This is a genomic window from Pseudoroseomonas ludipueritiae, assembly GCF_014490445.1.
GTDB lineage: Bacteria > Pseudomonadota > Alphaproteobacteria > Acetobacterales > Acetobacteraceae > Pseudoroseomonas > Pseudoroseomonas ludipueritiae.
Map to the genome: position 1 here is coordinate 1 of NZ_JACTUZ010000150.1, position 11,177 is coordinate 11,177.

The 11,177-nt window shown below is 68.6% G+C and carries 11 protein-coding genes and 1 pseudogene; 2 read left to right on the top strand and 10 right to left on the bottom strand.

The features are described 5' to 3' along the window. Nucleotides 1-215: 215 nt before the first annotated feature. Together IBL25_RS21230 and IBL25_RS21235 are read right to left on the bottom strand one after the other, a co-directional pair. A complete protein-coding gene (locus IBL25_RS21230; protein WP_187780500.1) occupies nucleotides 216-1,808 on the bottom strand; it encodes a 2-isopropylmalate synthase in 1,593 nt (530 codons plus the stop codon). Between the two features lie 107 nt (nucleotides 1,809-1,915). Further along, entirely contained in the window at nucleotides 1,916-2,122 is a 207-nt protein-coding gene (locus IBL25_RS21235) for a hypothetical protein (protein ID WP_187780501.1), read from the bottom strand. On the opposite strand from IBL25_RS21235, the gene IBL25_RS21240 reads away from it, so the two are divergent. Together IBL25_RS21240 and IBL25_RS21245 are read left to right on the top strand one after the other, a co-directional pair. Continuing rightward, the gene (locus IBL25_RS21240; protein ID WP_187780502.1) at nucleotides 2,121-3,290 is read left to right on the top strand and encodes an aminotransferase class V-fold PLP-dependent enzyme; all 1,170 of its coding nucleotides are present in this window, start codon (nucleotides 2,121-2,123) and stop codon (nucleotides 3,288-3,290) included. The two genes, IBL25_RS21235 and IBL25_RS21240, sit on opposite strands and share 2 nt — an antisense overlap. Before the next feature lie 125 nt (nucleotides 3,291-3,415). Further along, nucleotides 3,416-3,940: a GNAT family N-acetyltransferase gene (locus IBL25_RS21245; RefSeq protein WP_187780503.1), complete on the top strand. Its 525-nt coding sequence runs from the start codon at nucleotides 3,416-3,418 to the stop codon at nucleotides 3,938-3,940. 43 nt (nucleotides 3,941-3,983) lie between these two features. On the opposite strand, the gene IBL25_RS27380 is transcribed toward IBL25_RS21245, so the two are convergent. From IBL25_RS27380 to IBL25_RS21280, 8 genes and pseudogenes are all read right to left on the bottom strand, one after another. Beyond that, nucleotides 3,984-4,115, bottom strand: coding sequence for a hypothetical protein (locus IBL25_RS27380; protein WP_275296047.1), 132 nt, complete (start codon nucleotides 4,113-4,115; stop codon nucleotides 3,984-3,986). 55 nt (nucleotides 4,116-4,170) lie between these two features. Next, entirely contained in the window at nucleotides 4,171-5,094 is a 924-nt protein-coding gene (puuE, locus tag IBL25_RS21250; protein WP_187780504.1) for an allantoinase PuuE, read from the bottom strand. 40 nt (nucleotides 5,095-5,134) lie between these two features. Beyond that, a complete protein-coding gene (locus IBL25_RS27385; RefSeq protein ID WP_187780505.1) occupies nucleotides 5,135-6,031 on the bottom strand; it encodes a metallophosphoesterase in 897 nt (298 codons plus the stop codon). 4 nt (nucleotides 6,032-6,035) lie between these two features. Continuing rightward, nucleotides 6,036-7,115 (bottom strand): zinc-binding metallopeptidase family protein, encoded by a 1,080-nt coding sequence (locus IBL25_RS21260; RefSeq protein ID WP_187780506.1) that lies wholly within the window; start codon nucleotides 7,113-7,115, stop codon nucleotides 6,036-6,038. Nucleotides 7,116-7,249: 134 nt separating this feature from the next. Then, nucleotides 7,250-8,266: a ketol-acid reductoisomerase gene (gene ilvC, locus IBL25_RS21265; protein ID WP_187780507.1), complete on the bottom strand. Its 1,017-nt coding sequence runs from the start codon at nucleotides 8,264-8,266 to the stop codon at nucleotides 7,250-7,252. Nucleotides 8,267-8,294: 28 nt separating this feature from the next. After that, the gene (gene ilvN / locus IBL25_RS21270; RefSeq protein WP_120638475.1) at nucleotides 8,295-8,819 is read right to left on the bottom strand and encodes an acetolactate synthase small subunit; all 525 of its coding nucleotides are present in this window, start codon (nucleotides 8,817-8,819) and stop codon (nucleotides 8,295-8,297) included. Between the two features lie 49 nt (nucleotides 8,820-8,868). After that, entirely contained in the window at nucleotides 8,869-10,665 is a 1,797-nt protein-coding gene (locus IBL25_RS21275; protein WP_187780508.1) for an acetolactate synthase 3 large subunit, read from the bottom strand. 89 nt (nucleotides 10,666-10,754) lie between these two features. Beyond that, nucleotides 10,755-11,177: pseudogene (locus IBL25_RS21280) on the bottom strand (tRNA dimethylallyltransferase); the annotation flags it as partial.

The following is an 11,177-nucleotide window of genomic DNA, read 5'->3' on the forward strand; positions in this document are numbered from 1 at the left end:
GGCGGTCGGCTCGCTGTCCGGCAATGCCGGCACGGGCGCGCTGATCGGCGGCGCGGCGGGTGCCCTGGGTGGCGCCGCCACCAGCCCCAACACCGTCAACCTCGGCCGCCCCGTCTGGCGCTGAACCGGGCTGGCCGCCCCAGGGCGGCCGCCTGAAACAGGAAACGGCCGGCCCCATCGGGACCGGCCGTTTTTCATGGCCTCAAGGGCCGGGCTCAGCCGGCCTGGGCGGGGGCCAGGATCTCCGGCGGCGCGGTGCGCACACGCTTGGCCAGCAGCTTGTTCAGCGCATGCACATAGGCGCGGGCGGAGGCCACGATGGTGTCGGTATCGGCGCCCTGGCCATCCACCAGCTTGCCTTCCTCCTCCAGCCGCACGGTCACACGCGCCTGGGCATCGGTGCCGCCGGTGACGGATTGCACGGCGTAGAGCTTCAGTTCCGCCTTGTGCGGCACCACCTGCTGCAGCGCGTTGAAGGTGGCGTCCACCGCGCCATCGCCGCCGGCCACCGCGTCGCAACGCTCGCCATCCACTTCCAGCACCAGGCTGGCGGTGGGGCGGGTGCCCATGCCGGTGGCGACCGTCAGGGCCAGCAGCTTCACGCGGTCCTTGATGCGGACCACCTCGTCATCCACCAGCGCGACGATGTCCTCGTCGTAGACAACCTTCTTGCGGTCGGCCAGGTCCTTGAAGCGGCGGAAGGCGTCGTTCAGCTGGTTGTCGCCCAGCGTGTAGCCCAGCATCGACAGCTTGTCGCGGAAGGCGGCGCGGCCGGAATGCTTGCCCATCACCAGCGAGTTGGTGGTCCAGCCGACGCTTTCCGGCGTCATGATCTCGTAGGTGGACTTGTCCTTCAGCACGCCATCCTGGTGGATGCCGCTCTCATGCGCGAAGGCGTTGCGGCCGACGATGGCCTTGTTCGGCTGCACGTCGAAGGAGGTGATGGTGGCCAGCAGGCGGCTGGTGCGCAGGATGTTCTGCGTGACGATGCCGGTGGAGAAGGGAATGACGTCCTGGCGCGTGCGCAGCGCCATGGCCACTTCCTCCAGCGCCGCATTGCCCGCGCGCTCGCCGATGCCGTTGATGGTGGCTTCCACCTGCCGCGCGCCGGCATGCAGCGCCGCGATGGTATTGGCCACCGCCAGGCCCAGGTCATCGTGGTTATGGGCGGAGAAGATCACGCCATCCGCGCCCGGCACGCGCTCCCGCAGCATGGAGAAGATGCGGGCGATATCCTCCGGCACCGCGTAGCCCACCGTGTCCGGGATGTTGATGGTGGTGGCACCGGCCTTGATGGCGGCCTCGACGCAGCGGCACAGGAAATCCGGGTCCGTGCGGCTGCCATCCTCGGCGGACCATTCGACGTCGGCCACGTGGTTGCGCGCCAGGGTGACGGAGTTGGTGACCGCTTCCAGCACCGCCTCCGGCGTCATGCGCAGCTTCACGCGCATATGCAGGTCGGAGGTGGAGATGAAGGTATGGATGCGCTGGCGGGCGGCGGGCTTCACCGCCTCGGCGGCGCGCAGGATATCGCCGGGCGCGGAGCGGGACAGGCCGCAGACCACCGGGCCATCCTTGGCGAAGCGCTGCGCGATGGACTGCACGCTTTCGAAATCGCCCTGGCTGGCGATGGGGAAGCCGGCCTCCATGACATCGACGCCCAGCTCAGCCAGGGCCTCGGCCATGCGCAGCTTCTCCTCCAGGTTCATGGAGAAGCCGGGGGACTGCTCACCGTCGCGCAGCGTGGTGTCGAAGACGATGACGCGGTTGTCGGCAATGGTGCCGAAGCTCGGATGATTGATGGCCATGGTGCGTGTTCCTTCGTGTGACGAGCCGCGCAGCGCCGGAGCCCATGGCCCCCGCTGTCCCCTTTGGGGAGGGGTCCCCTGAGCGATGCCGGCAGGTCAGCCGGGCGTCACGCCCAGGGGCGGCTAAGTCGAAGGAGACGGAGGCCGGAAAGGGCGCGCAGGCTGGCGACGGCGGTCAGGCCGTTCATCAGCGGGTTCTGGCGCGCGGGGGCGAACATGCACGCAACGATAGTGAGCGCTTCCAGCCCCCGCAACCCCAATTCGCCCATCGTGATCTGGACCAAAGCGGAACGATGGTCTCTGCTGCGGCTCATGACCCTGCCCAGCCAACGCCACCTCTTCGACATCCCCGCCGGCGTCGCCTACCTGGACGGCGCCGCCTATTCCCCCCTGCCCCGCGGCGTCCGCGCCGCCGGCGAGGCCGGCGTCCTGACCAAGAGTCAGCCCTGGGCCAGCCCGCGCAGCCGCGACAACGACTGGGCCGAGCGTGCCCGCGCCGCCGCCGCCCGGCTGATCGGCGCCAGCGCGGAGGATGTCGCCATTGTCGGCGCCGTCAGCCACGGCATGGGTACGGCGGCGCGCAACCTGCCCCTGCCCGCCGGCAGCCGCATGCTGCGGGTGCAGGATGAATTCCCCTCCGTCAGCCTGGTCTGGGACCGGCTGGCCGCCGAGGCCGGCGCGGTGGCCGATGTGGTGCCCCGGCCGGAGGATGGCGACTGGACCCGCGCGGTGCTGGAGGCCATCGCCCGCCCTGGCGCGCCGCCACTGGCGGTGGCCTGCCTGACGCCGCTGCACTGGTCGGATGGCGCGGTGATCGACCTGGACCGCATCGCCCCCGCCGTGCATGCCGCCGGGGCGGCCCTGGTGGTGGATGCCACCCAGGCGGTGGGCGCCATGCCGGTGGATGTGGCGCGGTGGAAGCCCGATTTCCTGGCCTTCCCGACCTATAAGTGGGTGCTGGGGCCTTATAGCCTCGCCTTCCTTTATGCCGCGCCGCATCGCCAATCCGGCCTGCCGCTGGAGGAGAACCAGAACAACCGCCCGGGTGGCGGCTTCGCTCCCGGCGCCCGCCGCTACGACAAGGGCGAGCGTAACGACCCCATCGCCTTGCCCATGGCTGCGACGGGGCTGGAGCTGGTGGCATCCTGGGGCACGGCGGCGGTGGAAGCGCGGCTGCGCCAACTGACCGACCGGCTGGCGCAAGGTGCGGTGGCGCTCGGCATCCCGGTGCTGCCTCACGCGCTCAGGGCGCCGCATATCCTGGGCCTGCGCATCCCTGGCGGCATGCCGCCGGGGCTGATCGAGGCGCTGGCCGCGGAGAAGGTCTATGCCAGCGACCGGCTGGGAGTGCTGCGCGTCAGCCCACATGTCTGGGCAGATGAAGCCGATTGTGACCGCTTCCTCGCCTCCCTGGCTGGCGCCCTGGCATCGGCCCGGCAGCCGGCGCCGGAGGCTGACCCTGGCAGCGTGAAGCTTTTCTGACAACAGCAGGCCGCCATGGCTTCCGCCCTGGGCGCGGCGGTAATCTGGGGCTGTCCGGCCCATCGCGCGGCCGGACCGGCAAGGGCCGCCGGAGGGCGGCCTCCGTCACGGCAACAAGGTGCCTTGTGCGCCCTTCCAGTATCACGCTCCGCCCAGCGCGGAGCGAAGCCGAGCGGCAGCGGTACCACGCGCTCCGCGAAACCTGCATCTTTGATCTGTATCACCGGGCGGACGGTCCTTACCCCTGCCGCTACGACCCGGGACATCCGGATGAGGACGATCCGGCCAACCACCCGCTCGTGCTGATGGCCGGCGATACCGTGGTCGGAACCATCCGCATCGACATGAAGCCAGATGGCCGGGCGGTATTCCGCCTGATCGCGGTGGACCCGGCATGGCGTGGCGCCGGCCTGGGCGCCGCCTTGCTGCGGCAGGCGGAAGCCTATGCGGAGAAGCACGGCGCAAGCAGCCTTTGCGTCAACGCGCGCCAGCCGGCGATGGGCTTCTATGCCCGCAGCGGCTTCATCCCCTGCGCCTGGGATGGCAACAGCCAGTGCGCGGAGGCCATCGCGATGGTGAAGCCGCTGCGCAAACTGCCGATGGCGGCCCGGCGCGCCCGGCAGCCGGCGCGGCTGGTGCAGGCGGCCTGAACCGCGCCGCCGGCGGTGGCTTCGCCCCGCCGGCGGATGCGCATCAGCGCCCTTCCAGCGCCTTCTCGTAACCGGCCTGGCTGTTGCCGCCGACGGCGACCCGGAGAAAGAGCGCCATCACCTCCCGCCGCAGTTCGATGCTGGTGATGCCTTCGCTGGCGCGGATCTCGGCCACCAGGGGATGCAGCCGCGCGCGCTCCGCACGATGGAGATGCGGAACCCGGCGATCCTTATTGCGGCGGGTGCACCTTCAGCCAATGGCGGGCGATCTCCTCCCGCGTCGCGACCCAGACATCCGGGCAGGATTTCACATGGTCCAGGAAGCGGGCCAGGGCGGCGGCACGGCCGGGGCGGCCCACCAGGCGGCAATGCAGGCCGATGCTCATCATCTTGGGCGCGGTCCGGCCTTCCTCGCGCAGCAGGTCGAAGGCGTCGCGCAGATGCTGCTCGAAGCCGTCATTGGACGCGAAGCCAGGCGGCACCGCGTATTTCATGTCGTTGTTGTCGAGCGTGTAGGGAATAACCAACAGCGGCTTGCCGGCGACCGCGACGTAGTAAGGCAGGTCGTCGTCATAGGCGTCGCTGTCGTAGAGAAAGCCGCCATGCTCGGCGACAAGGCGGCGCGTCTGCTCGCTGATGCGCCCGGTGTACCAGCCGACCGGGGGCTTCCCCACGGTGCGGGTGATGGTCTCCACGCATTTCGCGATATGCTCGCGCTCCGTGGCCTCATCGACATTCTGGTAGTTGATCCAGCGCCAGCCATGGCTGGCCACCTCATGCCCCGCTTCCGCGAAGGCGGCACCCACCGCCGGGTTCAGTTCCAGCGCCCGGCCAACGCCATAGACCGTCAGCCTGAAATCCCGCTGCTGGAACAGCCGCAGCACCCGCCAGACGCCGGCGCGGGCGCCGTAGTCGAACTGGCTTTCCTTGCCGATGTCCCGCGCGCCCAGCACCGGATTCCCGCCCGGCGTCTCGTTCAGATAGATCTCGCTGCCGGCATCGCCGTTCAGCACGCTGTTCTCGCCACCTTCCTCGTAGTTCAGCACAAAGGAGACGGCGAGCTTCGCGCCCCCCGGCCATTGCGGGTCCGGCGGATTCGGGCCGTAGCCCTGGAAGTCGCGGGGATAGCAGCTTTCGGGGGCCAGGATCGTCATGGGAACGAAGCTTGGACGGCTCCGTGCGCCCTGGCAACGCTCAGGACAGCCGCACCATGACGATCTCCGGCGCCACGCCGAAGCGGATGGGAAAGACGCTGCAGCCCAGCCCGCCGGAGACGATCAGCCGCTTCCCTTCCTCCTCCACCAGCCCATAGGCATAGCGGTTGCCGTAGCGGGAGCCGACGATGGGCGACCAGCCCGCCAGCCGCACCTGCCCGCCATGGGTATGGCCCGAGAGCGTCAGCGCCACCCGCCCCGGCACATTGGGGAACTGGTCGGGCTCATGCGCCATCAGGATGGCCGGGGCATCGTCGGCGGCAATGGGCGCCAGGGTGGCACCCAGGTCGTCGGCGCCACGGTACATGCCAGGGAGGCGGCGGAAGGCCAGCATGCTGTCGCTGCCGCAGAGCCAGACGCCATCCCCATGCGGCAGCCGCACCGCGCCATTGGCCAGGATGGTGAAGCCCGCCTGCCGCAGCATGCCGCGCAGCGCCGGCTCGCCCTGCCACGCCCGCTGCACCGCGCGGTCGTCCCACCAGTCGTGGTTGCCGAGTACGCCGAAGTTCCCCAGCGGCGCCCGCAGGCCGGAAAGCGCCTCCACCACCTCCGGCATTGGCAGGCGGCGGCGCACCCAGGGGAAATGGCCAGGGATATCGCCCAGCAGCAGATGCGCATCCGGCTCCAGCGCATTGGCAGTGGCCACGATGCGGCGGATGCGGTCCAGCGGCATCCAGGGCTCGTTGGAATGGATATCGGCGATGATGCAGAGGTTCAGCGGCCGCCGCGCGCCCCAGCCAGGCAGCGAGAGCCGGTATTCCCGCACCGTCAGCAACAGCCCCGGCTCGATCACCAGCCCGAAGGCGGCGACCGAGGCGCCGCTGGCCAGGGTGACGACGCCCCCCGCCAGCAGGCGGCGGCGCGTCAGCAGGGCCATGCGGTCAGGCGGCGCCAGCGCCCACCCTGCCATGCACCAGCGACTGGATGAAGCCGAGCTTCCGCACGACTTCCGGCGAGAGCACGAAGGGGTATAGGTCCGGCACGCCCATGGAGCGGTTGAGGCTGTTCACCGCCACCGTCAGCGGCACCCAGGCATCCATCACCGCCTGGATGTCGGTGGAACGATAGGGGTCGAAATCCACCTCCGCCTCCAGCTCGCCTTCCCGGTCCACGCGCGGGGAAATGCCAAGCCCGAGCGCGCGGGCCATTTCCAGCGTGTCCACGATATGGAGGTAATGCGCCCATGTTTCCGCGAAATCCTCCCACGGATGCGCGGTAGCATAGGTGCTGACGAAGTGCTCCTGCCAGTCCGCCGGTGGGCCTTCATTGTAATGCCGCTGCAAGGCGGCGCCGTAGTCCTGGCTGTCGTCGCCGAAGATGGCGCGGCATTCCTCCAGCTTTCCACCATCCCGCACCAGCAGGTCCCAGAAATGGTGGCCGGATTCGTGGCGGAAATGGCCCAGCAGGGTGCGGTAGGGCTCGCCCATGGCGGTGCGGCGGCGGGCGCGCTCCACATCATCGGCCTCCACCAGCGCAAGGGTGATGAGACCATTGTCGTGGCCGGTCATGACCTTCTGCTGGGCATCCGGCGCATCGGCCAGGAAGTCGAAGGCCAGGCCGTGCTCGGGGTCCTCGGCGCGGGTCCGCAGCGGCAGGCGCAGGCGGATGAAGCTGTAGAAGGCGCGGCGCTTGGCCACCTCGATCTTCTGCCAGCGCTCCAGGTTCACCGGGTCCGAGAGGTCCGGGATGGTGCGGTTATGGCGGCAGGCGAGGCAGAAGCCTTCCTCGCTCCCCGCCGGCACCAGCCAGTTGCAGGCATTGTGCTGGGCGTTGTCACAGAAGCGCACGGGCTCATTGGGCGCGGCCTTGGCATGGAACTGGCCGGGCTCGCCTACGATCTCCTCCAGGGCGGAGAGCACGTTCCGTTCCGGCAGATAGCCCAGGGTGGAATCGCACTTCACGCAGCGCGTGTTCTCGAAGTGCAGGACCTGGCCACAGACCTGGCATTTGTAGAGGCGCATGGGGCTTGTTCCCGCAGGGTCCGGGACCACCCCGGCGTGGCAGGGAAAATGCCGCGCCATTGTTTCGGTTGCGTCCCGCCGCGGCATGGCAGGCCGCAACAAGAAAGGGGCCCCGAAGGGCCCCTCGCCGATGCTTAGTTCTTGGCCTTGTCGACCAGGGCGCCCTTGGTGATCCAGGGCATCATGCCGCGCAGCTTGGTGCCGACTTCCTCGATGGAATGCTCGGCCAGGCGGCGGCGGGTGGCCTTGAAGGAGGCCTGGTTGACCTTGTTCTCCAGCATCCAGTCGCGGGTGAACTTGCCGGACTGGATGTCGTTCAGCACGCGCTTCATCTCGGCCTTGGTCTCGGCGGTGATGATGCGGGGGCCGGTCACGTACTCGCCATACTCCGCGGTGTTGGAGATGGAGTAGTTCATGTTGGCGATGCCGCCCTCATAGATGAGGTCGACGATCAGCTTCACTTCGTGCAGGCACTCGAAATAGGCCATCTCGGGAGCGTAGCCGGCTTCCACCAGCGTCTCGTAGCCCGCCTTGATCAGCTCCACGAGGCCACCGCAGAGGACGACCTGCTCGCCGAAGAGGTCGGTCTCGCATTCTTCCTTGAAGGTGGTCTCGATGATGCCCGAGCGGCCGCCGCCGACGGCGGAAGCGTAGGAGAGCGCGATCTCCAGCGCATTGCCCGAGGGGTTCTGGTGCACGGCCACCAGGCAGGGCACGCCGCCGCCCTTCTGGTACTCGCCGCGCACGGTGTGGCCGGGGCCCTTCGGCGCGATCATGAAGACGTCGATATCGGCGCGCGGCTCAATCAGGTTGAAGTGCACGTTCAGGCCGTGCGCGAAGGCCAGCGCGGCGCCTTCCTTCATGTTCTCGTGCAGGTGGTCGCGGTACAGGTCGCCCTGGCCCTCGTCCGGCGTCAGCACCATCACCAGGTCGGCCCACTTGGCGGCATCGGCCGGGGACATGACCTTGAAGCCGGCGGCCTCGGCCTTCTTGGCGGACCCACCCGGGCGCAGGCCGATCACGACATCCGTCACGCCAGAATCGCGCATGTTCATGGCATGAGCGTGGCCCTGGCTGCCGAAGCCAATGACCGCGACCTTCTTGCCCTTGATCAGGTTCACATCCGCATCGCGGTCGTAGTAAACGCGCATCTCTCGCGCTCTCCTCAGGCTTGGTTGTTCAGGGTTGCAGGGCGGCAGTGCCGCGCGCGATGGCCACGGCGCCGGTCCGGCTGACTTCCGCCAGCCCGATCGGCCGCATCAGGTTGATGAAGGCATCCAGCTTCTCGCCGCTGCCCGTCATCTCAAACACAAAGCTCTCGGTGGTGGCATCCACCACGCGGGCGCGGAAGGCATCGGCCAGCCGCAGCGCCTCCTGGCGCCCCATGCCGGTGCCTACCACCTTGATCAGCGCCAGCTCCCGCGTCAGGTGCGGGCCTTCCAGCGTCAGGTCGGCCACCTTGTGCACCGGCACCAGGCGATCGAGCTGCGCCTTGATCTGCTCGATCACCATCTCCGTCCCCGTGGTAACGACGGTGATGCGGGACAGGCGCCCCGCCTCATCCACCGGGGCCACGGTCAGGCTGTCGATGTTGTAGCCGCGGCCGGAGAAGAGGCCGATGACGCGCGCCAGCACGCCGGCCTCATTCTCCACCAGCACGGCGATGGTCGCCGCGCGCTGCGCGTTGTCGGTCATGTCGGACATGGTCTCGGTTCCGTGGAGGGTCAGGTTCGCGGATCAGGCTGGCCGAGTGTCAGACCAGCACCTTGCCCTCGTCCGTCACGCCGGCAATGCCGCCTTCCTGCCCGGCCGCCAGCAGCATCTCGTTATGCGCGGCGCCCGAGGGGATCATCGGGAAGACGTTTTCCTTCTCGTCCACCGCGCAATCCACGATCACGGGGCGGTCGATGGCGATCATCTCGCGGATCACGCGGTCCAGGTCGTCCGTGCCCTCGATTCGCATGCCGACGCCGTGGAAGCTCTCGGCCAGCTTCACGAAATCCGGCAGTGCCGCGCTGTAGCTTTCCGAGTAGCGGCCGCCATGCAGCAGCTCCTGCCACTGCCGCACCATGCCCATGTACTGGTTGTTCAGGATGAAGACCTTCACCGGCAGGCGGTACTGCGCCAGCGTGGCCATCTCCTGGATGTTCATCAGGATCGAGGCCTCGCCGGCGATGTCGATCACCAGCGCGTCCGGGTTGGCGATCTGCGTGCCCATCGCCGCAGGCAGGCCATAGCCCATGGTGCCGAGGCCGCCCGAGGTCATCCAGCGGTTCGGCTTCTCGAAGCCGAAATACTGGGCAGCCCACATCTGGTGCTGGCCGACCTCGGTGGTGATGAAGGTCTCGCGCCCGCTTTCCTTGGTCAACTCATAGAGGCGGCGCACCGCGTGCTGCGGCTTGATGATCTTGCCTTCCTGGACATAGCCCAGGCACTTCTTGCCACGCCATTCGTCGATCTGGCGCCACCAGCCGGCCAGCGCCTCGCGATCCTGCTGCGCGGGCATCTCCTCCCAGGCGGCGATCATGGCGCGCAGGATGGCAGCGGCGTCGCCCACCACCGGCACCTCGACCTTGACGTTCTTGTTGATGGAAGAAGGGTCGATATCGGCGTGGATCTTGATGGAGCCCGGCGCGAAGGCGTTCAGCCGGCCCGTCACGCGGTCATCGAAGCGGGCGCCGATGTTGAACATCACGTCGCACCCATGCATGGCGAGATTCGCCTCGTAGGTGCCGTGCATGCCCAGCATGCCCAGGAACTGCGGGTCGCTGGCCGGATAGGCGCCCAGGCCCATCAGCGTATTGGTGCAGGGCAGGCCCGCCATCCGCACGAACTTCGCCAGCAGCTCGCTGGCCTCGGGTCCCGCGTTGATGACGCCGCCGCCGGCATAGACGATGGGGCGCTTGGCCTGCTTCAGCAGCGACACCGCCTTGCGGATCTGCGCCGCGTCCGGCTCCGTCTGCGGGCGGTAGGAACGGTGCTCCTGCTTCGGCGCCTCGGCATAGGGGCCCTTGCCGATCAGGATATCCTTCGGCAGGTCGATCACCACCGGGCCGGGGCGGCCGGAGCGCGCCACGTAGAAGGCCTCGTGCACCGTCTCGGCCAGCTTGTTGATGTTCTTGACCAGGTAGTTGTGCTTGGTCGCGGGCCGGGTGATGCCGGTGGTATCGGCTTCCTGGAAGGCGTCGTTGCCGATCAAATGTGTCGGCACCTGCCCGGTCAGGCAGACGATGGGGATGCTGTCCAGCAGCGCGTCCACCAGCCCCGTCACGGCATTGGTGGCGCCGGGGCCGGAGGTCACCAGCACGCAGCCCACCTTGCCGGTGGAGCGCGCATAGCCCTCGGCGGCATGCACCGCCGCCTGCTCATGCCGCACCAGGATGTGGCGGATGGCGTTCTGGTTGAAGATGGCGTCGTAAATTGGAAGGACGGCGCCGCCCGGGTAGCCGAAGATAACCTCTACGCCCTGCTCCTTCAGCGCGCGCAGGACGATCTCGGCACCCGTCAGGGACTGGGTGTCGGGCGCGGCGGGAAGGATCTGGGAAGACATGGCGGTTACGGGCTTCCTGACATGTTGGGCCCCTGGCATGGCGGACGCCATGCGGGCGTGGCGGTGTTACCGCGCCCGCGCCGCGCCCGTCAACGGTGACGATCAATAAAAGAGATAATTCGAGCCCATTCACTTTCTGAAAATTGCTTCAGACCTGTCACCCGCGCATGGATCGTATGCGTGGTGCTCACATCCGCGAGGGGCTGGTGCCGGAACCAGGTTGCCTGCCGCTTGGTATACTGCCCAATGGCGAGGCAGGCACGGCGCCCTGCCTCCGCCATGTCGATCTCCCCGCGCAGGGCTGCCGAGATCTCCGGCACGCCATGGGCGCGCATCGCCGGCAGGTCCGGGTTCAGCCCCTGGGCCAGCAGCGCCCGCACCTCCTCCACCGCGCCCGCCGCCACCATACCGTCCCAGCGGGCGCCAATGGCGGCGCGCAGCGCGTCGCGCGGCGGGTCCAGCCGGATGGCGGCGAAGCGCCAGGGCACCCCATCCCGCTCCGCCGGGCCGGT

Excerpts from the sequence above, each read along its gene's own strand:
- IBL25_RS21235 (WP_187780501.1), bottom strand. The coding sequence starts at position 2,122 with ATGAGCCGCAGCAGAGACCATCGTTCCGCTTTGGTCCAGATCACGATG.
- IBL25_RS21230 (WP_187780500.1), bottom strand. The coding sequence starts at position 1,808 with ATGGCCATCAATCATCCGAGCTTCGGCACCATTGCCGACAACCGCGTC.
- IBL25_RS21260 (WP_187780506.1), bottom strand. The coding sequence starts at position 7,115 with ATGCGCCTCTACAAATGCCAGGTCTGTGGCCAGGTCCTGCACTTCGAG.
- ilvC (WP_187780507.1), bottom strand. The coding sequence starts at position 8,266 with ATGCGCGTTTACTACGACCGCGATGCGGATGTGAACCTGATCAAGGGC.
- ilvN (WP_120638475.1), bottom strand. The coding sequence starts at position 8,819 with ATGTCCGACATGACCGACAACGCGCAGCGCGCGGCGACCATCGCCGTG.
- IBL25_RS21275 (WP_187780508.1), bottom strand. The coding sequence starts at position 10,665 with ATGTCTTCCCAGATCCTTCCCGCCGCGCCCGACACCCAGTCCCTGACG.
- IBL25_RS21240 (WP_187780502.1), top strand. The coding sequence starts at position 2,121 with ATGACCCTGCCCAGCCAACGCCACCTCTTCGACATCCCCGCCGGCGTC.
- IBL25_RS27385 (WP_187780505.1), bottom strand. The coding sequence starts at position 6,031 with ATGGCCCTGCTGACGCGCCGCCGCCTGCTGGCGGGGGGCGTCGTCACC.
- puuE (WP_187780504.1), bottom strand. The coding sequence starts at position 5,094 with ATGACGATCCTGGCCCCCGAAAGCTGCTATCCCCGCGACTTCCAGGGC.